Origin of the sequence: Rhabdaerophilum calidifontis, assembly GCF_008641065.1 — a bacterium.
Taxonomy (GTDB): domain Bacteria; phylum Pseudomonadota; class Alphaproteobacteria; order Rhizobiales; family Beijerinckiaceae; genus Rhabdaerophilum; species Rhabdaerophilum calidifontis.
This window is the reverse complement of the sequence record NZ_VTRS01000003.1, coordinates 313,407-337,404: the sequence shown is the minus strand read 5'-3', so window position 1 is coordinate 337,404 and position 23,998 is coordinate 313,407. Positions and strand designations below refer to the sequence as shown.

General features: G+C 69.2%; 19 protein-coding genes. 13 read left to right on the top strand and 6 right to left on the bottom strand.

Features of this window, described 5'->3' with window-relative positions; translation table 11 throughout:
• Positions 1 to 57: 57 nt before the first annotated feature.
• The 9 genes from FWJ24_RS07970 (at position 58) to FWJ24_RS07930 (ending at position 10,021) form a co-directional block, all read left to right on the top strand.
• Positions 58 to 819, top strand: coding sequence for an isoprenyl transferase (locus tag FWJ24_RS07970; protein ID WP_150287269.1), 762 nt, complete (start codon positions 58 to 60; stop codon positions 817 to 819).
• Between the two features lie 91 nt (positions 820 to 910).
• Positions 911 to 1,591, top strand: a complete 681-nt coding sequence (locus tag FWJ24_RS07965) for a phosphatidate cytidylyltransferase (RefSeq protein WP_206110811.1) — start codon at positions 911 to 913, stop codon at positions 1,589 to 1,591.
• Between the two features lie 155 nt (positions 1,592 to 1,746).
• The gene (gene rseP / locus FWJ24_RS07960) at positions 1,747 to 2,898 is read left to right on the top strand and encodes an RIP metalloprotease RseP (RefSeq protein ID WP_246155603.1); all 1,152 of its coding nucleotides are present in this window, start codon (positions 1,747 to 1,749) and stop codon (positions 2,896 to 2,898) included.
• Between the two features lie 263 nt (positions 2,899 to 3,161).
• On the top strand, positions 3,162 to 5,585 hold the full coding sequence (gene bamA, locus FWJ24_RS07955; protein WP_246155602.1) for an outer membrane protein assembly factor BamA: 2,424 nt from the start codon (positions 3,162 to 3,164) through the stop codon (positions 5,583 to 5,585).
• Positions 5,586 to 5,621: 36 nt separating this feature from the next.
• A complete protein-coding gene (lpxD, locus tag FWJ24_RS07950) occupies positions 5,622 to 6,710 on the top strand; it encodes a UDP-3-O-(3-hydroxymyristoyl)glucosamine N-acyltransferase (RefSeq protein WP_150287266.1) in 1,089 nt (362 codons plus the stop codon).
• Positions 6,711 to 6,729: 19 nt separating this feature from the next.
• Positions 6,730 to 7,245, top strand: coding sequence for a 3-hydroxyacyl-ACP dehydratase FabZ (fabZ, locus tag FWJ24_RS07945; protein ID WP_150287265.1), 516 nt, complete (start codon positions 6,730 to 6,732; stop codon positions 7,243 to 7,245).
• Positions 7,246 to 7,253: 8 nt separating this feature from the next.
• Complete coding sequence (gene lpxA / locus FWJ24_RS07940; RefSeq protein WP_150287264.1) at positions 7,254 to 8,069, top strand: acyl-ACP--UDP-N-acetylglucosamine O-acyltransferase; 816 nt, start codon at positions 7,254 to 7,256, stop codon at positions 8,067 to 8,069.
• Positions 8,070 to 8,072: 3 nt separating this feature from the next.
• Positions 8,073 to 9,251: a lipid-A-disaccharide synthase gene (lpxB, locus tag FWJ24_RS07935; protein WP_150287263.1), complete on the top strand. Its 1,179-nt coding sequence runs from the start codon at positions 8,073 to 8,075 to the stop codon at positions 9,249 to 9,251.
• Positions 9,248 to 10,021 carry a DUF502 domain-containing protein gene (locus tag FWJ24_RS07930; protein WP_150287262.1) on the top strand — a complete coding sequence of 258 codons (774 nt, stop codon included), beginning with the start codon at positions 9,248 to 9,250 and terminating at the stop codon, positions 10,019 to 10,021. Before lpxB ends, FWJ24_RS07930 begins: the two co-directional genes overlap by 4 nt.
• A 16-nt stretch (positions 10,022 to 10,037) precedes the next feature.
• On the opposite strand, the gene recG is transcribed toward FWJ24_RS07930, so the two are convergent.
• Entirely contained in the window at positions 10,038 to 12,152 is a 2,115-nt protein-coding gene (gene recG / locus FWJ24_RS07925; protein WP_150287261.1) for an ATP-dependent DNA helicase RecG, read from the bottom strand.
• 149 nt (positions 12,153 to 12,301) lie between these two features.
• On the opposite strand from recG, the gene FWJ24_RS07920 reads away from it, so the two are divergent.
• Together FWJ24_RS07920 and mfd are read left to right on the top strand one after the other, a co-directional pair.
• The gene (locus tag FWJ24_RS07920; RefSeq protein ID WP_150287260.1) at positions 12,302 to 12,598 is read left to right on the top strand and encodes an FAD assembly factor SdhE; all 297 of its coding nucleotides are present in this window, start codon (positions 12,302 to 12,304) and stop codon (positions 12,596 to 12,598) included.
• Between the two features lie 9 nt (positions 12,599 to 12,607).
• Positions 12,608 to 16,138: a transcription-repair coupling factor gene (mfd, locus tag FWJ24_RS07915; RefSeq protein ID WP_150287259.1), complete on the top strand. Its 3,531-nt coding sequence runs from the start codon at positions 12,608 to 12,610 to the stop codon at positions 16,136 to 16,138.
• A gap of 34 nt (positions 16,139 to 16,172) precedes the next feature.
• On the opposite strand, the gene FWJ24_RS07910 is transcribed toward mfd, so the two are convergent.
• Together FWJ24_RS07910 and FWJ24_RS07905 are read right to left on the bottom strand one after the other, a co-directional pair.
• Positions 16,173 to 17,378 (bottom strand): AMP-binding protein, encoded by a 1,206-nt coding sequence (locus tag FWJ24_RS07910; protein ID WP_150287258.1) that lies wholly within the window; start codon positions 17,376 to 17,378, stop codon positions 16,173 to 16,175.
• Between the two features lie 67 nt (positions 17,379 to 17,445).
• Positions 17,446 to 19,290 (bottom strand): extracellular solute-binding protein, encoded by a 1,845-nt coding sequence (locus FWJ24_RS07905; protein WP_166443631.1) that lies wholly within the window; start codon positions 19,288 to 19,290, stop codon positions 17,446 to 17,448.
• A gap of 261 nt (positions 19,291 to 19,551) precedes the next feature.
• Between FWJ24_RS07905 and FWJ24_RS07900 the strand changes: the two genes are divergently transcribed.
• Positions 19,552 to 20,277: an invasion associated locus B family protein gene (locus FWJ24_RS07900; protein ID WP_150287256.1), complete on the top strand. Its 726-nt coding sequence runs from the start codon at positions 19,552 to 19,554 to the stop codon at positions 20,275 to 20,277.
• A 103-nt stretch (positions 20,278 to 20,380) separates the two neighbouring features.
• Here the strand turns inward: FWJ24_RS07900 and hspQ are convergent, their stop codons facing one another.
• Positions 20,381 to 20,713 carry a heat shock protein HspQ gene (gene hspQ / locus FWJ24_RS07895; RefSeq protein WP_150287255.1) on the bottom strand — a complete coding sequence of 111 codons (333 nt, stop codon included), beginning with the start codon at positions 20,711 to 20,713 and terminating at the stop codon, positions 20,381 to 20,383.
• A 104-nt stretch (positions 20,714 to 20,817) separates the two neighbouring features.
• Positions 20,818 to 21,702 carry a lysophospholipid acyltransferase family protein gene (locus FWJ24_RS07890; RefSeq protein ID WP_166443630.1) on the bottom strand — a complete coding sequence of 295 codons (885 nt, stop codon included), beginning with the start codon at positions 21,700 to 21,702 and terminating at the stop codon, positions 20,818 to 20,820.
• A gap of 134 nt (positions 21,703 to 21,836) precedes the next feature.
• Between FWJ24_RS07890 and FWJ24_RS07885 the strand changes: the two genes are divergently transcribed.
• On the top strand, positions 21,837 to 22,790 hold the full coding sequence (locus tag FWJ24_RS07885) for an AEC family transporter (protein ID WP_150287253.1): 954 nt from the start codon (positions 21,837 to 21,839) through the stop codon (positions 22,788 to 22,790).
• Here the strand turns inward: FWJ24_RS07885 and FWJ24_RS07880 are convergent, their stop codons facing one another.
• The gene (locus FWJ24_RS07880; protein ID WP_150287252.1) at positions 22,791 to 23,996 is read right to left on the bottom strand and encodes an FAD-dependent monooxygenase; all 1,206 of its coding nucleotides are present in this window, start codon (positions 23,994 to 23,996) and stop codon (positions 22,791 to 22,793) included. It lies immediately after the preceding gene.
• Between the last annotated feature and the right edge of the window lie 2 nt (positions 23,997 to 23,998).

The window sequence follows — 23,998 nt, the reverse complement described above, 5'->3', positions numbered from 1 at the left end:
CCGGCCGGGCTCCGCGCCGCGGAGGGGAATGGCGATACCACCCGGGAGGGGGAGACGATGCCGGGCATCGTGCCGAATCGAGCCGCTGGTCCTGAGCACGACGCGCCGGCGCCGGGCGCGAGCTGCGGCGTTGTGCATCTCGCCTTCATCATGGACGGCAATGGCCGCTGGGCCACGCAACGCGGCCTGCCGCGCGTCGCCGGGCACCGGGCCGGGCTCGAGGCCGTGCGTCGCCTCGTCCGCGCCGCGATCGCGCGCGGGATCGGCTATCTGACGCTTTATTCCTTCTCGACCGAGAACTGGGCGCGCCCGGCCGAGGAGGTGGGCGAGCTGATGCGGCTGCTGCGCTTCTTCATCCGCTCTGATCTCGCGACGCTCAACGCGCGCAATGTGCGGGTCCGGATCATCGGCGAGCGCGAGGGATTGCCGGAGGATATTCTTGCGCTCTTGCGCGAGGCGGAAGCGGTGACGGCGGCCAATACCGGGCTCATGCTGATCGTTGCCTTCAATTACGGCGCGCGTGCGGAACTGGTCCGGGCCACGCGCCGGCTCGCGGAGGAGGCCGCTTCCGGGCGGATCGCGCCGGAGGCGATCGGCGAGGCCGAGATCGCCGCGCGGCTCGACACCGCCGGCATTCCCGATCCCGACCTGCTGATCCGGTCCTCGGGCGAGCAACGCATCTCGAATTTCCTGCTCTGGCAATGCGCCTATACCGAATTCGTGTTCTCGCCGGTGCTGTGGCCGGATTTCGACGAGGCGGCGCTCGATGCCGCGCTCGCCGAATTCTCGCACCGCCATCGCCGCTTCGGCGGGCTCTGAGCCCGATGGGCGACGCCGGCATGCGCAGAGACCCGATCCATCCGCCTGCGGCCGGGCCCGGCCCGCTTCCCGCGATCCGGGGCGGCGGCCGATGAGCGAACTCGGCTTGCGGGTCGTCTCGGCCCTGATTCTCGCGGCGGCGGCGCTCGGCTCGGCCTATTGGGGCGGTACCGTGTTCGCGCTCGTCTGGGGGGTGCTGGCGCTGCTGGTGCTGCAGGAATGGCTGTCGGTGGTGCGCGGCAAGCCCGGCTTCGCGCTCTGGGGCGGGGCGGGGGTCCTCTATGCCGTGGCGCTCTATTATGCGGTGCTGATGCTGCGCGCCGATGGCGAGCGCGGCCTCCTCGCCATCCTGTTCCTGTTCGCGATCGTCTGGTTCACCGATATCTGCGCCTATTTCGCCGGCCGTGCGATCGGCGGACCCAAGCTCGCGCCGAGGATCTCGCCGAAGAAGACCTGGTCGGGCATGCTCGGCGGGGTGACGGGCGGCGTCGGGGCGGGGCTCGCGCTGCTCGCGGCAGCGGGGCAGGGGGTGCGTCCGGCGCATGCGCTTGTGGCGCTGGCGCTCGCGCTCGCCGCCGTGGCGGGGGATCTCTTCGAATCGGCGTTCAAGCGCCGGTTCCGGGTCAAGGATTCGGGGCGGCTCATTCCCGGGCATGGCGGCTTCATGGACCGGCTCGACGGTTTCGTGGCGGCGGCGATCCTCGCGGCGGCGATCGGCCTCGCGCGGGCAGAGGATGGTGCCTCGGCGGCGCGCGGGCTGCTCGATTGGTGAGGCGGGCTGGTGACACCCGGCCTTAACCATGCCCGGTGAAAGGCGCGGCCGCCGCCTTGTCTTGGCCGCAACTCGGTGGCACCCAATATTAAGACTTCCTTAACCCTTGCGATGCGCGCGTGCCGCGCGGCGCCCCAACGAGAGCAGAGGCCCCCTTGTCCAGCGTCCTCCAGGGTAGTTTCGACATCGTCTCGGGCCTTTTCGGCTATCTCCTGCCGTTCCTGTTCGTGCTGGCGATCGTCGTTTTCGTGCACGAGATGGGGCATTTCCTCGTCGGCCGGCTCTGCGGGGTCAAGGTCGAGACCTTCTCGCTCGGCTTCGGGCCGCGGATCGCGCGATTCTACGACCGCAGGGGCACCGAATGGGCCATTTCGGCGATTCCCCTCGGCGGCTATGTCAAGTTCAAGGGCGATCTCAACGCCGCGAGCGTGCCGGACCATGCCGGCATGGCGGCGATTCCGGCGGATGAGCGCGGCGATTCCTTCCCGCACAAGCCGGTGGCGCAGCGCGCGGCGATTGTTGCGGCCGGGCCGCTGGCGAATTTCGTGCTTGCCTTCGTCATCTTCACGCTGAGCTACATGCTGGTCGGCCGGACGCTGATCGCGCCGGTGATCGGCGCGGTCAACGAGGGCTCGGTCGCCGCCGCCACCGGCTTCCAGGCAGGGGACCGGGTGCTGGCGATCGACGGCGAGCCGGTCGGGAGCTTCGACGAGATCGCCCGCAAGGTCTCCGTCAGCGAGGGCCAGCGGCTGATCTTCCGTATCGAGCGCGCCGGGCGGGAGATCGAACTCGCGGGCGAGCCGGCCATCATGTCGCGCAAGACCGTGCTCGGCACCGACCGGCGCCCGGTGATGGGCTTCGTCGCCTCGCGCGATCCGGCGCATTTCTTCCGCAAATATTACGGCCTCGGCGAGGCCTCGACGACGGCGATCGGCGAGATCGTCTTCGTCATCGACCGCACGGTGCATTACGTGTCGGGCCTCGTGGCCGGGCGCGAGCGCGCCGATCAGCTCTCCGGCCCGACGCGGATCGCCTATATCTCCGGCAAGGTCGCCGAATCCGGCATCGCGCCGCTGCTGATGCTGGCCGGCATTCTCTCGATCTCGATCGGGCTCATCAACCTGCTGCCGGTGCCGATGCTCGATGGCGGGCATCTCGTCTTCTATGCGATCGAGGCGATCTTCGGCCGGCCCGTGAGCCCGCGCGCGCAGGAGATTAGCTTCCGCGTCGGTTTTGCGCTGGTCATCATGCTGATGCTGTTCTCGACCTGGAACGATCTCGTCCACCTGACCGGTTTCGCGCTCTGAAGCCGGGCCACGACGAGGACGGGCCGGTGCACGCCCCGGTTTTGTCCGTTGCGGAGGTGTCACGGAGATTAGGAAATCGTAACCGATCATGGCCTTGCCGGTTGCAATGGCGGGATGATTGGCTAGAAGCATTGCCTGGTGGTGGTGTGCCTTCGGGCGCGGGCATCCTTTCTGTGCGCCCTTTTTCGGAAGGGTTTGCCCGGAAACGCCGATAATCGGGGTAGGTCTACGGAATGTCTGGTTTCTCTGTTCGCGGCGGCTTGATGGCCCATATCCGGCTTGTCCTGTCCGCCATCGCGGCTCTGGTCCTGGCCGTTTCGCTCTCCGTTCCGGCGGCCGCGCAGAACGTGACGGTGCAGGGCAACCAGCGTGTCGACAGCGAAACGATCCGCTCCTTCGTGCGCCTGGCACCCGGCGACAGCTACACGCCGGCGCGAATCGATCAGGCGATCAAGGACCTTTTTGCCACGGGCCTGTTCGCCGATGTGAAGATCCGCCGCGCCGGTTCGGGCATCGTGGTTTCCGTCGTCGAGAACAACCAGGTCAATCGCGTCACCTTCATCGGCAATTCCAAGCTCAAGACCGAGGTGCTGACCGGCGAGGTCCAGACCCGGTCGCGCGGGCCGTTCAGCCAGTCGATCGTCGATCAGGACGTGGCGCGCATCCGCGACATCTACGGCCGCACCGGCCGCGCCGCCGCGACTGTCAATGCCGAGGTCACGCCGCTTGCCGACGGGCGCGTCGATGTCGTCTTCCGCATCAAGGAGGGCGACAAAACCGGCGTCAAGGCGATCAATTTCGAAGGCAACCGCGCCTTCTCGGCCTCGAAGCTGCGCGGCGTGATGCAGACGACCGAATCGAACTTCCTGAGCTTCCTCAAGAGCTCGGATATCTACGATCCGGAGCGCCTCGCTGCGGATCTCGAACTGATCCGCCGTTTCTACCTCAAGAATGGCTACGCCGATTTCCGCGTGGTCTCGTCCAATGCCGATTATGACGCGGCGCGTGGCGGCTATATCGTCACCATCGTGGTGGATGAGGGCGAGAAATATTCGGTCGCCGGGGCCGATGTCGAATCGCGCATCGCCGATGTCGACGTCACCCGCCTGCGCTCGCAGGTCCGGACGCGCGTCGGCTCGACCTATAACGCCGAGGATGTCGAGAAATCGGTCGACGCGATCAACCGCGAGGTTGCGCAGCGCGGCTATGCCTTCGCGCAGGTCCGCCCGCGCGGCGACCGCGACCCCGCCTCGCGCACGGTCCGCATCGTCTATTCGGTCGAGGAAGGCCCGCGCGTTTATGTCGAGCGCATCGTCGTGCGTGGTAATACCCGTACGCGCGACTACGTGGTGCGCCGCGAGTTCGATATCGGCGAGGGGGATGCCTACAACAAGGCGGCGGTCGATCGCGCCGAGCGGCGGCTGCGCAATCTCGGCTTCTTCAAGACCGTGAAGATCACCAACGAGCCGGGCTCCGCGCCGGACCGGGTGGTCATCAATGTCGATGTCGAGGATCAGGCGACCGGTTCGTTCTCGATCGCCGGCGGCTATTCGACCTCCGAAGGCTTCGTCGCCGAGGTCTCGCTCCAGGAAACCAACTTCCAGGGCAAGGGCCAGTTCGCGCGCATCTCGGTTTCCAACGGCCAGCGGTCGCGCGGTGCCGAGTTCTCCTTCACCGAGCCGTTCTTCCTTGATCGGCGTCTCTCGGCCGGGTTCGACCTGTTCTCGAAATTCACCGATACCACCGATTACACGCGCTACGAATCGCGCACTGCCGGCTTCACGCTGCGCATGGGCGTGCCGGTCACCGATGAATTCACGGTCGGCCCGCGCTATTCGTTCTACCAGCAGGAGATCAAGATCCCGAATTCGGGCTCGCGGCTCTACGCGGATTGCGCGGCCGGCGCGCTGGCGGGTGATTCCTGTATCGCGAATGGCGAGGCCTCGGTCGCCATCAAGGAAGCGCGCGGCACGCGCACCACCTCGCTCGTCGGGCTGACCTTCACCTACAATACGCTCGACAACAACCAGAACCCGACCAGCGGCATCTTCGCCGATCTCAAGCCGGAGATCGCGGGTGTCGGCGGGGATTCGCGCTTCGTGCGCGCCGTGGCCTCGGCCCGCTACTACTACCCGATCACCGACGACATCGTCGGGTTCGTGAAGGTGCAGGGCGGCCATCTCTTCGCCTATGGTGGCGAGAAGCTGCGCGTGCTCGACCATTTCTACCAGGGGCCGGATCTGGTCCGCGGCTTCGCACCCTCCGGCATCGGTCCGCGCGACAAGAACGGCGATTCCGGCGCGAACGCGGTCGGCGGTACCACCTATATCGGCGCCACCGCCGAGGTTCAGTTCCCGATCTTCGGCATCCCGCGCGAATTCGGGCTGCGCGGCGCGGTCTTCGCCGATGCCGGCACGCTGTTCGGCTATCGCGGCAAGAAGGTTCTCGACGTCAACGGCGACGGGCTGATCAATGGCGGCGCGGGCTGCGTGACCGGGCTTGCGCAATCGGAATGCCTCGATGTCCGCGACGAGAACCAGATCCGCTCGTCGGTCGGCGTCGGCCTGCTCTGGGCTTCGCCGCTCGGGCCGATCCGCTTCGATTACGCGCAGGCGCTCTCCTATGTCCGCGGCTCGGGCGGCGATCGCAAGCAGGCGTTCCGCTTCTCGGGCGGCGCTCGCTTCTGAGTACGGGGGCGGCTCGCCGCCCCGGTGCCGCCCCCGATGACTGGGCCGATGTTCTTTCCCGTTCCCGCGCCGATGGCGCTCGGCGCGCTTTCCGTCGCGCTCGACGCGGCGCTCGCCGACCCGGCCATGGCCTCGCGGGAGATCGTGGGGATCGCCCCGCTTGAGAGCGCGGGGCCCGGCGATCTCGCCTTTCTCGACAATGCGGCCTATGCGCGTTTCGCGACCGAGACGCGGGCTGGCGCCTGCCTCATCGCCCCGAAATTCGCCGGGCGGCTGGCGCCGGGAACGGCGGCCCTGATCACCGCCGAACCCTATCGCGCCTTCGCGCGGGCGACGGCGCTGCTCTTTCCGAGCTCGACGCGGCCGCAGAGCGTGTTCGGCACCATCGGCATCGCGGCAGGGGCCTTCGTCCATCCGACGGCGCGGCTCGAGGCCGGCGTCACGGTCGATCCCGGCGCGGTGATCGGCCCCGGCGCCGAGATCGGCCGGGGTACGCTGGTCGCGGCGCATGCCGTGATCGGGCCGGAGGTGCGGATCGGCCGCGATTGCGCCATCGGCCCGCATGCCTCGATCACGCATGCCCTGATCGGCAACCGGGTGATCATTCATGCCGGCGCGCGGATCGGGCAGGACGGTTTCGGCTTCGCGCTCGGGGCGCGGGGGCATCTCAAGGTGCCGCAGATTGGCCGGGTGATCCTGCAGGACGATGTCGATATCGGCGCCAACACGACGGTGGATCGCGGCGCCAACCGCGACACGATCATCGGCGAGGGGTCGAAGATCGACAATCTCGTGCAGATCGGCCACAACGTCGTCATCGGCCGGCATTGCGTGATCGTCGGGCAGGCGGGGGTCTCGGGCTCCAGCGTGCTTGAGGATTACGCGGTGCTGGCCGGGCAGGCGGGGATCGCCGGGCATGTCCGTATCGGCATGGGCGCGCAGGTCGGCGCCAAGGCCGGGGTTATGGCGGATGTCCCGGCGGGTGCGCGCATCATCGGTGCGCCGGCGAAACCCGTGAAGCAGTTCTTCCGGGAGGTTGCCACGCTCGAACGCCTGGCGCAAAAGGGCCCGGATACCAGGGAAAAACCGGATCAGGCGGGCGGGACAGACCCGGCCGGCGCCTGAACCCTGCAGGGGTGAGACAATGACGGAACAACACGGGGGTGCCGCCGCTGCGGGCGGCGCCGCGAGCGGTGCGCAAGGCGGTGGCGGAGCGGGCGGCGAGGTGCTTAACATCACCCGGCTGATGGAGGTCCTGCCGCATCGCTATCCTTTCCTGCTGGTCGACAAGGTGATCATGCTCGACGGCACCAACCGCATCCTCGGCATCAAGAACGTGACGTTCAACGAGCCGCATTTCGCGGGGCATTTTCCGGGGCAGCCGGTGATGCCTGGGGTGCTGCTGATCGAGGGCATGGCCCAGACGGCGGGCGCGGCCTGTGTCGGCTCCGGCGCCGCGAAGGGCCGGGCGAAGCTCGTCTATTTCATGACGATCGACAAGTGCAAGTTCCGCAAGCCCGTGACGCCCGGCGACCGGGTCGAATATCACATGACCCAGCTCAACCATCGTCGCAACATGTGGTGGTTCCGCGGCGAGGCCCGGGTCGATGGCCAGCTGATGGCGGAAGCGGAACTCTCGGCCATGGTGGTGCTCGAGTGACCGGCGCGATGGAAACGGACATCCATCCGAGCGCGGTGGTCGATCCTGCTGCCAATCTGGGTCGTGGCGTGCGTATCGGGCCGTTTTGCATGGTCGGGCCGGAGGTCACGCTCGCCGACGGGGTGGAATTGAAGAGCCATGTCGCGGTGGCGGGCCGGACTACGATCGGCGCCGGTACGCGGGTCTTTCCCTTCGCCTCGCTCGGCCACGAGCCGCAGGACCTCAAGTTCCGCGGCGAGGCCTCCCGGCTCGAGATCGGCGCGCGCTGCACGATCCGCGAAGGCGTGACGATGAATCCCGGCACCGAGGGCGGCGGGCTTCTCACCCGTGTCGGCGATGATTGCACCTTTCTCGCCAATGCCCATGTCGCGCATGATTGCATCGTCGGCAATCATGTCGTGTTCTCGAACAATGTCATGCTGGCCGGGCATTGCCGGGTGGGCAATTACGTCATCATCGGCGGCGGTGCGGGCATCCACCAATTCGTTCGCATCGGCGATCATGCCTTTATCGGCGGGCTCGCGGGGCTCGAGAACGACCTGATCCCCTATGGCATGGCGCTCGGCAATCGCGCCGCGCTCGCCGGGCTCAATATCATCGGCCTGCGCCGGCGCAATTTCACGCGCGAGCAGATCCACGAATTGCGCCGTGCCTATCGGCTGCTCTTCGCGCCGGAGGGCACGCTCAAGGAGCGCGTGGAGGATGTGGCGCTCGAATTCGACAGCCTGCCGCTGGTGCACGAGATTCTCGATTTCATCCGCGCAGGCGGCGACCGCGCGATCTGCATGCCGCGCGAGATGCGGCCGACCGACCCGGCGGAATAGGCGATGCGGCAGCCCCTCCGGCTCGCGATCGTGGCCGGGGAGGCATCCGGCGATATGCTTGGCGCGAGCCTGCTCGGGGCGCTCGCCGCGCGCGGCGTTGCGGTCGAGGCGATGGGCGTCGGCGGGCCGGCGCTGACGGAAGCAGGGCTCGCGACGCTGTTCCCGCAATCCGAGATCGCGGTGATGGGGTTCGGCCCGGTGATCCGCCGGCTGCCCTTGCTCATCCGGCGCATCCGCGAGACGGCGGAGGCGATCGTTGCCGCGCGGCCGGACGCGCTCGTGACAATCGACGCGCCGGATTTCTCCAAGCGCGTCGCGCGGCGGGTCCGAAAGGCGTCGCCGGATATTCCGACGCTCCATTGGGTCTGCCCCTCGGTCTGGGCCTGGCGCCCCGGCCGCGCCCCGGCGATGCGCCCCTATATCGACCATATCCTCTGCCTGCTGCCCTTCGAACCGGAGGCCCTGCATCGTCTCGGCGGACCGGAGGGGCATTATGTCGGCCATCCGCTGGTGGAGCGCATCGCCGAGATGCGCCCGGCCGGCGCGGCCGAGGCGGCGCGGCGGGCGGGGGGTGAAGCGCCGCTGGTGCTGCTGCTGCCGGGCTCGCGCATGGCTGAGATCCGCCGCAAGCTGCCGCTCTTTCTCGATGCGGCGCGGATCGCCGGGGCGGGAAATGGGGCGCACTTTGTCCTGCCGACATTGCCGCATCTCCTCGCGAGCGTGCGCGCCATGGTCGCGGCGGGCGGCCTGCCGGTCGAGATCGTGACCGGCGAGGCGGCGAAATACGCGGCCTTCCGCGCGGCGCGGGCGGCGCTCGCGGCCTCGGGCACCGTGACGCTTGAACTGGCGCTGGCCGGCATTCCCACCATCGCCGCCTATCGCGTCGCGGGCTGGGAGGCGGCGATCGCGCGGCGGCTCGTCACCGTGCCCTCGGTCATCCTGCCGAACATCATCCTCGGCGAGAAGGCGGTGCCGGAATTCCTCCAGGAAGAGGCGGTGCCGGAGCGGCTCGGCCCGGCGCTGCGCGCCCTGCTGCCGGACGGCCCCGCGCGGAATGCGCAGCTCGCGGCGTTCGAGCGGCTCGAGGCGCGCCTGCGCGCGGGCGGCGAGGCCCCGAGCGCGCGGGCGGCATCGCTCTTGCTTGACGTCGTGGCCAAAGCCCGCGACACAGGAGCCCGATGAGCGAGCCCGTCCACCAAAGCGACCCCGCCCTGCCGGCCCCGCCTCCGCGCGGGCTGAGCGGCCGGCAGCGGCTGCGCAATTACTTCCTGACCGGCGTGATCATCAGCGGGCCGCTGGTGATCACGGTCTATCTCTCGCTGTGGATCATCAATCTCGTCGATGGCTGGGTCAAGCCGCTCATTCCTTCGGTCTATCTGCCCGAGACCTATCTCCCGTTCGCGATCCCCGGCTTCGGCATTCTGGTGCTGGTGGTCGGGCTGACGATGCTCGGATTCCTGACCGCCAATCTCGTCGGGCGGACGCTGATCGAGCTTGGCGAAAGCCTGCTTGCGCGGATGCCGGTGGTGCGCGGGCTCTACCGCTCGGTCAAGCAGATCTTCGAGACGATCTTCTCGCAATCGGGCACATCGTTCCGCACGGTGGCACTGGTCGAATATCCCTCGCCGGGATGCTGGTCGATCGTCTTCCTCTCCGCGCCGCCGAGCGCCGAGATCGCCGCCGGCCTGCCGCGGAGCGAGGATTTCGTCGCGGTCTTCCTGCCCTGCGCGCCGAACCCCACCACCGGGTTCTTCTTCTACGCGCCGCGCCACAAGGTGATCGAGGTGCCGATCTCGGTCGATGACGCGGCGAAGGTCGTGATGTCGCTCGGCCTGCTCCGCCCCGGCGAGGAGGAGCCGCGAAAGGCTGCGCTCGAGGCGGTGGCCCTGCTCAACGGCCGCAAGAAGGGCAAGCCGTCGCCCGCGGCGGATGCCGCGCCGCCCTCCGCCTGATCCGCCCGACCTGACGTCACCCGGCGCCGATGAGGCGGATCGCCTCGTCGCGCTCGAAGAGATAGAGCAGGCGGCGGATAGCCGCGCCGCGCGGCGTCTCGAGCCGCGGATCGCGCGCGACAAGCAGCGTAGCGTCGTCGCGGGCGATGCGCAGCAGGTCCTGGTGCCGGTCGAGCCGGGCGATGCGGAAGCCGGGCATGCCGGATTGGCGGGTGCCGAGCACGTCGCCCTCGCCGCGCAGGCGCAGATCCTCCTCGGCGATGCGGAACCCGTCCTCGGTGCTGCGCAGGATCTCGAGCCGGGCGCGCGCCGTCTCGGAAAGCGGGCCGCGATAGAGCAGGATGGCGCGTGATTGCCCACCGCCGCGCCCGACCCGGCCGCGCAGCTGGTGGAGCTGGGCGAGGCCGAAGCGCTGCGCCTCCTCGATCACCATGACATTGGCCGCCGGGATATCGACGCCGACCTCGATCACCGTCGTCGCGACGAGCACGGCGAGATCACCGGCTGCGAAACGGGCAATCACCTCATCCTTCTCGGCGGCCGCCATCCGGCCATGGACGAGCCCGACCCGGCCGGGAAAATGCCGGGCGAGATCGGCGTGGCGCGCCTCGGCGGCGGCGGCGTCGATCTTCTCGCTCTCCTCGACGAGCGGGCAGACCCAGTAGATCCGCGAGCCGGCGGCGATGGCGCGGCCGAGCCCTTCGATCATCTCGGCGAGCCGCTCCTGATTGACGAGCCGGGTGTCGACGGGCTCGCGGCCGGGAGGCTTCTCGTCGAGCACGGAGATGTCGAGATCACCGAAATAGGAGAGGACCAGGGTGCGGGGGATCGGCGTCGCGGTCATCACCAGGAGATGCGCCGCCGGGCCGGCGCTGCCGCCCTTGTGCGCCAGCGCTAGCCGCTGATGTACCCCGAAACGATGCTGCTCGTCGACGATCGCGAGCGCGAGATCGCGGAAGACCACATCGTTCTGGAAGAGCGCATGCGTGCCGACGACGATGTCGAGTTCGCCCCCGGCCAGAGCGGCGAGCGTCGCGTTGCGCTCGCCGCCGGCGGCGCGGCCGGTCAAGAGGCCGAGGCGGATCCCGGCGGCCTCCGCGAGCGGGGCGAGGCGCTCGTGATGCTGGCGCGCGAGGATCTCGGTCGGCGCCATCATTGCCGCCTGATGCCCGCCCTCGACCGCGATCGCCATGGCGAGCGCGGCGACGATGGTCTTGCCGGCGCCGACATCGCCCTGGAGCAGGCGGAGCATGCGCTCCGGCCGCGCGAGATCGGCCTCGATCTCGGCGATCGCGCGTCTTTGGGCGCCGGTGAGGGCATAGGGGAGATGCGCGAGGATCGCCCGGCGCAGCCGCCCGTCGCCATGAATCGCCCGGCCGGCCTCACCCTGCTCGCGGGCGCGCAGCAGGCGCAACGCCACCTGCCCGGCGAGCAATTCGTCATAGGCGAGGCGGCGCCAGGCCGACGTTTCCTCCGGCGGAATGGCCTGGCGCGGCTGGTGCAGCGCGGCAAGCGCCGCGGTGAAATCCGGCCAGTTCTCGCGGGCGAGAAGGGCTTCGTCCTGCCACTCGGGCAGGGGGCGCAGCCGCGCCAGCGCCGCGCGCGCCGCCGCATTGACGCGGCGATGCGAGAGCCCTTCCGTCAGCGGATAGGCCGGCTCGAATGCCTCCGCCGGATCGTATTTCGCCGGCGGGAGGATGCGATCCGGATGCACCATCTGCCGCAGGCCGTCGAAAGGCTCCATCCGGCCCGAGACGATGCGCGTCGCGCCGAGCGGCAGCATCGCCTCGATCTGCGCCTGCGGCAGGCGGAAGAAGACCAGCGTCACGTCGCCGGTCTCGTCGCCGAGGATGACGCGATGGGGCGCCTTGGCGCGGCCGGGCGGGGCGGGGCGATGCGCCTCGACGGTGCCCCGCACGGTCGCGATCCCCTCCATTGGCGCGGCGGCGATCGTGGCATGCAGCGACCGATCGGTGACGGCGAGCGGGAGATGGAACAGCAGATCGAGGATCCGCGCCGGGCCGCCGCGGCCGGCAAGGTGATCGAAGAGCGGCGCGAGCTTGGGCCCGATGCCCGGCAGCCGCGCCACCGGCGCGAACCAGGGATCGAGATCGGAGGGCCGGAGCGACATGCTCCCAGCGATAGCAAGCGCGCGGCCGAACGCGAAGCGCCAATCCTGCCGGGCTCGCAGGCCCGGCATGCGGGCCGGCGCTTGACTTCGCGCGCGCCAGTGCCTTCTAAGCCCGGATACGCGGCCGAGCCGCCCTTCCGGAGCCTCTCATGACCGGCCTTTCCCGCACGAGTGCGGATCTCGATCCGCGTCGCAAGCGCATCCTGTTCCGTGCCTGGCATCGCGGCACGCGCGAGATGGACCTGCTCATGGGCCGCTATGTCGAGAGCGCCGTCGCCGCGCTGGCGGAGCCGGAGCTTGCGATTCTCGAAGCGCTGATCGAAGTGCCAGACCGCGACCTCTTCGCCTGGCTGACCGGTGCCGAGCCGGTGCCGGAGAATTACGACAGCGCGGTGTTCCGGGCGCTGAAGGCGTTCCACAGCCATGATGCGCCGCTCGATCTCTGAAGGCCAGTGATGACGGGGACGCTGCTGAAGGGCCTCGCGGCCCGTGCGCTCGGCGAAGCGCTCGAGGCGCGCGCGCCGGTGCTGCTCGGTGATGTCGCGGACGGCGCCATCGCGCTCGCCCTGGCCGAGATCGCGGCGCTTCGCTTCGCGGCCGGCGCGGACCTGCCGGCGCTCGCGGTGTTCGTGGCGCGCGACGGGCTGCGGCAGGCCGAGGTGCAGGGCGCGCTCGCCGCCTTCCATCCGGCGGTGGAGGTCTTGTCGCTGCCGGCCTGGGATTGCCTGCCCTATGACCGCGCCTCGCCGAACCCGGCCATCCTGGCACGGCGCATGGAATGCCTCGCGCGGCTCGTGCGTTCGCGGGGCGGGGAGCGGCCGCGCGTGCTGGTCACCAGCGTCAACGCCGTGCTGCAGAAGCTGCCGCCGCGCGACTTCGTCGCGCGGCAGAGCTTCTCCGCCGCGCCGGGCAATGCGCTCAATCTCGGCGAGGTCGCCGCCTGGCTCGATGCCAATGGCTATACCCGCGTCTCGACCGTGCGCGATGTCGGCGAATACGCCGTTCGCGGCGGGATCGTCGATCTCTTCCCGCCGGGCTTCGCCGATCCGGTCCGGCTCGATTTCTTCGGCGATACGCTCGAATCGATCCGGTCCTTCGACCCCGAGACCCAGCGTTCGGCGGCGCAGCTCAGGGCGCTCGACCTCGTGCCGATGAGCGAGTTCCAGCTCACCAGCGCCGCGATCGCGCGCTTCCGGCAGGGATATCTTGCGGCCTTCGGCGGCAATCTGCGCGGCGACACGCTCTACGAGCATGTGAGCGAGGGCCGGCGCCATGTCGGCATGGAGCATTGGCTGCCGCTCTTCCATGCCGGTCTCGACCCGCTCGACGCCTATGTTCCGCAGGCAAGCTTCGTCTTCGACCATCAGGCCGATGCCGCCGCCGAGGAGCGGCTCGCGCAGATCGCCGATTATTTCGAGGCCCGTCGCGGCGCGGCGGAGGAGGGGGGCGCCGGCGTGCCCTACCGGCCGCTGCCGCCGGACACGCTCTATCTCGGCCGCGCCGCCTGGGAGGGCTGGCGGAAGGTGGGGTCGGTCGCGCTTTCACCGTTCACGCTGGCACCGGGCGGGGCGGGGCCCGTCCTGTCCTTCGGCACCCGGCGCGGGCGCGATTTCGCGCCGGAGCGCAACGATCCGAACGCCAATGTCTTCGAGGCGGCGGCGGCACATGCCCGCGCGCTTGGCCAGGAAGGCAAGGCGGTCATCTTCACCGCCGCAAGCGAGGGCGCGTGCGACCGCCTCGCCGGTGTGCTCGCCGATCACGGCCTCGCCGGGCAGCGCGTGCTGCGCGGGCTTGCGGAGGCGGCGACGCTCGCCGCCGGCGAGATCGGGCTGATGCGCGTACAGCTCTCGGAAGGCTTCGAGGCCGCCGACCTCGCCGTGCTTTCCGAGCAGGACCTGCTCGGCGAAAGGCTCGGCCGGCCGCGGCGCGCGGCGAAGCGCGCCAAGGATTTCATCACCGAGCTTACGAGCCTCAAGGCCGGCGATCTCGTCGTGCATATGGATCACGGCATCGGCCGCTTCGTGGCGCTCACGGCCGTGACCGTGACTGGCGCGCCGCATGATTGCCTGGAGATCCATTACGCCGGCGGCGACAAGCTGTTCCTGCCGGTCGAGAATATCGAACTCCTGACGCGCTACGGCTCCGAGGAGACCGAGGCGACGCTCGACAGGCTCGGCGGCGGCGCCTGGCAGGCGCGCAAGGCCAGGCTCAAGGCCAAGATCCGCGACATGGCACGGGCGCTGATCAAGGTCGCGGCGCAGCGCATGACGCGCGAAGCACCCCGGCTCGTGCCGCCCGAAGGCGCCTATGAGGAATTCGTCGCGCGCTTCCCCTTCGACGAGACCGAGGACCAGCAGAGCGCGATCGACGCGGTTCTCGACGATCTCGCCTCCGGCCGGCCGATGGACCGGCTCGTCTGCGGCGATGTCGGCTTCGGCAAGACCGAGGTGGCGCTGCGCGCGGCTTTCGTCGCGGCCATGGCGGGCAGGCAGGTGGCGGTGGTCGTGCCCACGACCCTGCTGGCGCGCCAGCATTTCCGCACCATCCAGAACCGGTTCTCCGGGCTTCCCCTGCGGGTTGCGCAGGCCTCCCGGCTCGTCTCCGCCGCCGATCTGAAGCGGACGCGCGAGGAAATGGCGGAGGGGCGGGTCGATATCGTCGTCGGCACGCATGCCCTGCTCGCCAAGGGCGTTCGCTTCAAGGATCTCGGCCTGCTGATCATCGACGAGGAGCAGCATTTCGGCGTCGCGCACAAGGAGCGGCTCAAGGAACTCCGTGCGGAAGTGCATGTGCTGACGCTTTCCGCGACGCCGATCCCGCGCACGCTGCAACTGGCGATGACCGGGGTGCGCGAACTCTCGATCATCGCCACCCCGCCGGTGGACCGGCTGGCGGTGCGCTCCTTCGTGGCGCCGTTCGACCCGCTCGTCGTGCGCGAGGCGCTGCTGCGCGAACGCTATCGCGGCGGGCAGAGCTTCTATGTCGTGCCGCGCATCGACCAGCTCGGCGAGGTCCGGGCCTTCCTCGAAAAGAATGTGCCGGAGGTGCGGGTCGGGATCGGTCATGGCCAGATGGCGGCCGCCGATCTCGAACAGGTGATGGGCGATTTCTACGACGGTAAGTTCGATGTGCTGCTCTCGACCACGATCGTCGAGAGCGGGCTCGATATCCCGACCGCCAATACGCTGATCGTCCACCGCGCCGACATGTTCGGCCTCGCCCAGCTCTACCAGCTGCGCGGCCGTGTCGGCCGCTCGAAGACGCGGGCCTATGCGCTGTTCACCCTGCCGCTCAACCGCACGCTCACCGCCACCGCCGAGCGGCGGCTCAAGGTGCTGCAATCGCTCGACAGCCTGGGCGCCGGTTTTCAGCTCGCGAGCCATGATCTCGACATCCGCGGCGCCGGAAACCTGCTCGGCGACGAGCAATCCGGCCATATCCGGGAGGTCGGTTACGAACTCTACCAGCAGATGCTCCAGGAAGCGGTCGCGGCGCTCAAGGCCGGGATCGAACTGCCGGATGAAGAGACCTGGTCGCCAAACATCGCGCTCGGCACGCCGGTCCTGATCCCCGAGAGCTATATCGCCGATCTCGACATTCGGATGGGGCTTTATCGCCGTCTGGCGCAGGTGGAAAGCGAGGCCGAGATCGAGGCGTTCGCGGCCGAGATGATCGACCGTTTCGGGCCGTTGCCGCCCGAGATCGACCAGCTGATGAATGTCGTCGGGATCAAGCTGCTGTGCCGGCGCGCCAATGTCGACAAGGTCGATGCCGGACCGAAGGGCATCATCATCGGCTTCCGCAACAATGCCTTCGCCAATCCGAACGGGCTTGTGAAATTCGTCAGCGAGAAGGGCAGCACCGCCAAGGTCCGGCCCGATATGCGGGTGGTGTTCGCCGGAGATTTCGCCGATCCCGCGCTGCGGCTCAACGCCACGCGCAAGCTGATGGCCGAGATCGCCCGGATCGCCGCCAAGCGCGGTTGAACAGGACGCGCGGCTGAACGAGGAGGGCGCGCGGTCAGGCGGCCTTGCCGGCCGGGTTTTCCGTACGGTTCAGCAGCCGGGCGGCGGCGAACCCGCCGAAATCCTCGCCCGGCGCGGCGGGGATCGTCAGGAACGGCTGATCCTCCGGCAGGATCGTTTCCATCGGATGCGGCAGTGCGGCCGGCAGCGCGAGCCGGCCGTCAACAGGCCAGCGCCGCAGCGGCGCGAGGCCGCGCTCGTCGAAATCGACGATCAGCGCGCAATCGAGCGGCCCCGGCGTCAGGATCGCGGCCTCGCGTCCCTCCGCCCGCGCCAGGGCGGCGATGCCGGCAAGATTGCCGAGGCGCTGCGCGCCGAGCGCCTCGGGGCGCAGCCAGGCGGCGAAATGATCAGGGCAATAGAGATGCGCGGTCGGCGCCTCGTCGAGGATGACGGCAAGCAGGGCGGAATCATAGGGGCCGGCGAGGCGGATCTCGGCGCCGGCGAAGAGCGGCAGGATCAGCGCCCCTGCGACGCTTGCCGCCGCGCCGGGATGCATGAGCGAGACGAGGCCGCGTCGGCCATCGAGCCGCAGCACCGAGGAGATTGCCAGCGCCTCGGCGATCATCTGCCCCTCGCTGCGCAGCGCGGCGGCGAGCGTTCCCCCGGCGCGGGTGAAGGTGATGAGGCCAGCATCCGCCTGCCGGCGCGCGGCCTCGGTGAAGGGCATCACATCGTCTTCCGCCCAGCCTTCGAGTGAGACGAGTCCATCCGGCAGATCGAAGCCGAACCCGGCCGCCACCCGGACCGACATCACCTTGGCCGCGACCTGCCGCGCCTTTTCGCCGAGCGCGATCTCGCCGACCCGTGCCATGGACAGCACCATCACCGCGCCGCAGCGCTCGGCGGCATTGCGCAGCCGGTCGATAGTGTCGTCGGCGGGCGCAAGCGCGGGAACGGCGCCGGCGAGCTGGCAGGCGAGGATCGACAGGCCGACTTCGACGACATTGGGGAGGATGATCAGCACGGCCTCGCCGGGGCGTATGCCGAGCGTCACGAACTGGGCGGCGAGGAAACGGGCGCGGCGGAGAAATTCGTCGCAGGTCAGCGCCCGCGGTTCGACGCCGTTCCACGCCTCGCGCCAGGGACAATCACGGATCAGGATGCCTGCCGGCCGTTCCATCGCGGCCTTGATCGCCAGCGCCTGCATGGTCAGGCTCGTCCAAGGCTCGGGCAGTTCCGGCCCGTTCGGCCTGCTCATCCTGCGCAACTCCCCAAGGGCCGACCGCGCGCGCCTCGCGCCGGCTCAGGCCCACCGCGCCCCATTGTCACCGATTCGGCGCGAACCAGAAACTGTCGATGGGGATATCGTAACGTGCAAGCCGATCCGGCCGCGCGATATGCCGCCAGCGCGCAACCCAGCGCTCGGGCAGATGATAGAGCGGCAGCACGTAATGCCCGGCGATCAGCAGCCGATCGAGCGCGCGGACGGCAGCGAGATACTCCGGCTTGTCCGTCGCGGCGAGCAGGGCGGCGATGGCGCGATCGACCGCGGCCGAGCGCACCCCGGCCCAGTTGAGCGAGCCCGGCCGCTCGGCGGCGCGGCTCGACCAGCGGTTCGCCTGCTCCTGGCCGGGCGAGGGGCCGACGACATAGCCCTCGATGATCATGTCGAACTCGAACTGCCGGAGTCGCGCCCAATACTGGCTGGAATCGACGAAGCGGATCGCCGGGAAGATCCCGACCTGCTTCAGCACATCGGCGAAGGCGAGGGCGATGCGCTCCTTCTCCCGGTTCGTGACCATGATCTCGAAGGCGAGCGGTGCGCCGGTGTCGCGCCGGACCATGCGCCCGTCGCGGATCGCGTAGCCGGCGGCGTCGAGCAGCGCGATCGCGCGGCGCATCACCGCCCGGTCGCGGCCCGAGCCGTCGGTGACGGGCGGGCGCCATTGCCCGTTGCGCACCGTTTCGGGCAGCCCTTCCAGCGCCTCGCCCAGGATCGCCGCCTCGCGGGCATCGACCGGATGGCCGCGGAACGACAATTCGCTCTCATCGAAGAAGGAGCCGGTGCGGCGGTAGATGCCGTCGAACAGGCTGCGGTTCAGCCATTCGAAATCGAACAGGTGCAGCAGCGCCTCGCGCAGGCGCGGATCGGCGAAGACCGTGCGGCGCGTGTTGAAGATGAAGCCCGACATGCCTTTCGGCGCCCCGATCGGGATCGTGTCGCGGATGATCCGGCCGTCGCGCACGGCGGGAACATCATAGCCCTCGCGCCATTTCGTCGGGTCGATCTCGACGCGGTAATCGAGCAGGCCCGTTTTCAGCGCCTCGAACATAGCATTGGAATCGCGGAAGAATTCGAGGGCGATCGTGTCGAAATTATAAAGCCCGCGATGGATGGGCTTGTCCTTCGCCCAGTAATCCGCCCGGCGCCGCAAAACCACCCGCGTCCCCGGCACCAGCTCCTCGAGCAGATAGGGGCCGGAGCCGGTGAAGGCGGTGAAGCCGGGATTGGCGAAGGTCTCGGGATCGGTTGCATGCGCCGCCAGCACCGGCAGAAGCCCCAGGATCAGCGGCAATTCGCGGTCGCCGGCGGATTTGAAGGTGAAGCGGATCGTCATGGCGTCGCGCAATTCCACACGCTCGATCTTGCGTGCGGTTTCGATATGCCGGCCTTTGGTCGAGAACAGGGTCCAGGAGAACAGCACGTCGCGCGCCGTCACCGCGACGCCGTCCGAGAAGCGGGCGCGGGGATCGATGCGGAACTCGACGAAGCTCCGGTCCTCGGGCACGGCGATCGTTTCCGCGACGAGGCCATAGAGCGTGAACGGCTCGTCCATCGAGCGCATCATCAGCGGCTGGACGATGTAGGGAACCATGGCCGGCGGCGAATTGCCGCGATAGATCATGGTGTTGAGGCTGTCGAACGAGCCGGCGATTCCGTAGCGCAGCGCGCCGCCTTTCGGGGCATCCGGGTTGACATAGGGGAGATGCGCGAAATCGGCCGGCAGCGCCGGCTCGCCATGCATGGCGAGCGCATGGCGGTGCGCCGGCGGCTCGCTCTCCACCGCCTGCGCCGGTGCGGCAAGGCTTGCCACCAGACCAAGAACGGCCAGCCAGATACCGGCGCGACGGACCGCGCTCCTGCAGGGAGCGATGATTCGTGTTGTCATCATCGGCTCCAGAATAGGCAAGCCGGCGTCCCCGCACCATGGGGGATGCCGGTTTCGGCGGTGATGACCGGGCGGCGACATCGCCCGGTCACGCTTTGGCCGCATTCGCACCGGACGAGGCGAAGGGTGAAATTCCGGTTTCCACTTTGGCGCGCGATGCTCTAGAGGGATCGGGTTCGCCGGCCTCGCGCCGGTTCCGGGGATAGAATGATGAATTCGGCTCACAAGAGAGCGTGGCACGCCATGAAGGCATTTGGTTCTGTGAAGGCCCTTCGTCTGATGACCGGCGCGGCGCTCGCGCTCGCGGCCGGCTTTGCCGCTCCGTCCCTCGCGCAGCAGCGCCCGCCCGCCAGCCAGCCCGCGCCTGCCGCGCCGGCGCCGGCCGCGCCGCAGGGCGGCATCAAGGTGGCGCTCAAGGCCGCCCCCGAGCAGGCGGATTGGCTGAAGGTCTGCGGCGAGGATCCCGCGGTCAAGAAGCAGATCTGCTACACGACGCGCGATTTCGTCGCCGAGAACAACCAGCCGGTGATGGCGGTGGCGATTTACGCGATCAAGGACGATACGCGCCGCTTCGCGCGGTTCCTCGTGCCGCTGACCTTCATGATCCAGCCCGGCATCCGCTTCTCGGCGGAAGGCATGCAGCCGGTCAACGCGAAGTTCCAGATCTGCCTGCCGCAGGGCTGCTTCGTCGAGGGCGAACTCAACGACGCGATCATCGCCAGCCTCAAGAAGGGCACGGTCCTGCGCATCGACATGCAGAACCAGCTCGGGCAGGAGGTGAATTTCCAGGTTCCGCTCGCCGGTTTCGCCAAGGCGTTCGATTCCGCCGGAATCGATCAGGAGACGCTGCAGAAGATGCAGCAGCAGGCTGCGCAGCCGCAACAGGGCGGTGCGGCCCCGGCGCCGCAGGGCGCGGACGATCTCAAGCGCCGCGCCGAGGAAATGCTGAAGCAGCGCCAGGGCGGCGCCGCAGCGCCCAAGCCGTAACTGCTGGCCGGAATCGGCCCTGCCAGAGACAAAGCCCGGCGCAAGCGCCGGGCTTTTGCTGTCGATGGGGCGCGCTGTGGCCGTCGCGATGCCGCCGATCAGCTCAGTTCAGCAGCGCGTTGTTCTTCACCGCGAACTGGCCGTCGGCGCCCGGCTCGAACAATTCCTCGATCTGCGGGTGACGCAGCGGCAGGCCCGACCGGTCCGGAAGCAGGTTCTGCTCCGAGACATAGGCGATGTATTCGTTCTCCTCGTTCTCGGCGAGGAGATGGTAGAAGGGCTGGTCCTTGCGCGGGCGGACATCCTCGGGGATCGAGAGCCACCATTCCTCGGTATTCGCGAAGACGGGGTCGACATCGAAGATTACGCCACGGAACGGATAGACCCGGTGGCGGACCACCTGACCGATCGTGAACTTGGCCTGACGCGGTTTCATGCTCTGCACTCCAGAGACATAAAATAATCGCTTTTCGCGCTGCCACAAGGGTTGCGACGCCGCACCGCCATACCGCCATGCCTGCCAAATCTGCTGGCGCGGTTTCAACGCTCCCAACGCCGGTGGCCCCACATCCATTGTTCGGGCCGCGCCCGGATCGAGGCTTCGAACGCGGCCTGGATTGCAGCGGTCGTCGTCCGGAGATCCGCCTCGCGGTCGCCGGTGCGGGCGACGGGGATTTCGAGCGTCCGCACGGCAAAGGTCGCCCCCTGTTCCCGCAGCACCGCGCCGGCGAAGAGCGGCACGCCGCGCCCGCGCGCGAGCAGCGCCGGGAAGATCGTCGAGGGCGCCGGCCGGCCGAAAAAGGGCACTGCGACCCCGGACAGGTCGCGCAGATCGGCCATGATCGTCACCGTGCCGCCATCGGCGAGGATGCGCAGTAATCGCCGTGCGGTCTCGTGGCCTTTCGAGAACAGGCCGAGCCGGTAGAAGGGTGCCCGCGTGCGCGCGGCCATGGCATCGACCAGCGGGTTGCGCAGCCGCTGATAGACGCCCGCCACCGGCAGGCCGAGCGCGTCGAGGAGCGGCGAGGCGAGCTCCCAATTGCCCTGATGCAGGGAGACGAACACCGCGCCGTGCCGGCGCGCCGCCCGGACGGCCTCATGCGTCGCTTCGTCGATCACGAAACGCTCCTGCTCCGCGACGAGCCGGCCGAGATGGAAGGCCTCGGCCGAGGTCCGGCCGAGATTGTCCCACATGCCGGCGAGGCAGGCCGCCACGGCGTCGTCCGGCAGATCCGGCAGACTCGCCCGCAGATGCGCCCGCGCCCGCGCATGCCGCTTGTTGAGCGGCGCGAGTCGCCGCCACAGCAGGCCGGAGAGCGCGCCGGCACGGTCCGGCCCCAGGGCGCGGATCAGCCCGGCCGCGGCCGCGAACCCCGCCGCCTCGGCCCGGACTTGCAGCGCGGAGAGAAGGGCGGGTGCGGGCAAGGCTTTCCCCGAGAGCCGGACGCGGTCTTTTCTCTGGACGGCGGCGGCGAAGCTGGTAATCGAGGGCCTTGTTTCTGCTCCGGCGGCGTCCGTCAAGCGGCGCGCCCTGTCAAGGCCGTCTTTCCCCGCCCGCGATGAGCCCCGTTGTCACGCTCGCCTTCCCGTTCTTCGGCCTGATCCTGCTCGGCTTCGCCTGCGGCCGGCTGATGAAGATCGCCGAGCAGGGCCTCGCCTGGATGAATTTCTTCATCGTTTATGTCGCGCTGCCGCCGCTGTTCTTCAAGCTGATCGGGGTGACGCCGATCGAGGAACTCACCAACTGGCGTTTCATCCTGACGACGACGCTGTGCACCTATATCGTCTTCGTCCTCTCGTTCGGCATCGGCCTTCTTGCCTCGAAGGGCCATGTCCGGGAGGCGACGATCCAGGGCGTGTTCGGCGCCTATTCGAATGTCGGCTATATGGGCCCCGGCCTGACGCTTGCCGCGCTCGGGCCCGGCTCCTCGGTGCCGACGGCGCTGATCTTCGTGTTCGATTCGATGCTGCTGTTCACGCTGGTGCCGTTCCTGATGGCGCTCGGCGGCGCCGAGAAGGTGCGGTTATGGGCGACGACGCGGCTCGTGCTCACGCGCATCTTCACGCATCCGTTCAATGTCGCGACATTCTGCGGTGTGGCGGCCGCCTATTTCCACTGGCAGCCGCCGGCGGCGCTCGACACGATGTTGGTTCTGCTCAAGAACGCGGCGGCGCCGGTGGCGTTGTTCGCGCTCGGCGTCACGGTGGCGCTGCGGCCGCTGACGCGCGTGCCGGCGGAGATGCCGGCGCATCTCCTCGTGAAGCTCGTCCTGCACCCGATGCTGGTTTTCACCCTGCTGAGCCTGCTTGGCGGGTTCGATCGGATCTGGATCCTGACCGCGACGCTGATGGCGGCGCTGCCGCCGGCGCTCAATGTCTATGTGATGGCGCGCCAATACGAAACCTATGTCCAGCGTGCCTCCTCGGGCGTTCTGGTGGGGACGCTGGTCTCGATCGCGACGGTCACCGGCCTGCTCTGGCTGATCGCCGGGGACAGGCTCCCCGTCTGGTGATCAGCGCGTGCCGGCGCCATCCGCCCCGACCGCGGAGCCGAAAGGCGGGTTCCAGCCGCCGATCCGCATCGCCAGCCGGCGCAGCGGCGCGAGGTCGCGCAACGCCGCGAGGCCGAGGGCGCGGGCGAGATCGACGGGGAAGCGCCCGGCGATCAGCGCCGAGTTGAGGAGATCGACGCCGGCCGAGCGCAGTTCGACATCCATCCGCCGCGCGCGGGCATAGGCGGGCAGTGCCGCCGCCGGATCCTCGCCCCGCGCATGGGCGCCGGCCAGCATGCCGACCAGCGCCTCGACATCCTTGAGGCCGAGATTGAGGCCCTGGGCGCCGATCGGCGGGAAGGCATGCGCCGCCTCGCCGACCAGCGCGACGCGCGGCGCGGTGAGACGGTCCGCGACGAGCTTGCGCATCGGCACGGCCGCGACCGGCCCCTCGATCGTCACCGCCCCGAGGATCGACATGGCGGCGCGGGTGATCCGGGCCGCGAATTCCGCGCGCGACAGGGCGAGCATCGCCTCCGCCTTTTCGGGCCGCATGATCCAGACCAGCGCCGAGCGGCGCTCGCCCACCGGCACGAAGGTGAAGGGGCCCTCGCGGGTGTGGAATTCGAGACTGACATCCTCGTGATCGCGCGGATGTGCGAGCCGGCAGGTGATCGCCGCCTGCGGATAGGGCTTCTCGCGGAAGCCGATCCCGGCGGCGGCGCGGACGCGCGAGCGCTGCCCGTCGGCGCCGATGACGAGCCGTGCCGCCATCTCCCCGCCGCCGGCGATGCGCAGACGCGCCTCGCCGCCATCGACCTCGAACCCGTCCAGGAGGGCTGCGGAAACGGTCAGGCCCGGAATCGCGCGCGCGGCCTCGGCAAGCACCGCGACGATCGCGGCGTTGGGGATGTTCCAGCCGAAGCAATCCTGCCCGAGTTCAGCGGCCTTGAAGGTCACGGTCGGGGCGCGGACCAGCGCGCCGGTGACGTCGATCAGCCGGATGGCGCGCAGCGGTGCGCCCCTGGCCCGCAGCGCGTCCCCGACCCCGAGCCGGTCGAGGAAGGCAAGGCTCGATTCGAACAGGGCGGCGGAGCGGCCGTCGTCATGTGGGCTATCGGGGACGCCGAGGACGAGCGTCCGGAGTCCGGCCTGCGCGAGCCCGATGGCGCTCGCGAGCCCTGCCGCGCCGCCGCCGACCACCGCCGTGTCGAATTGCCGTTCCATGC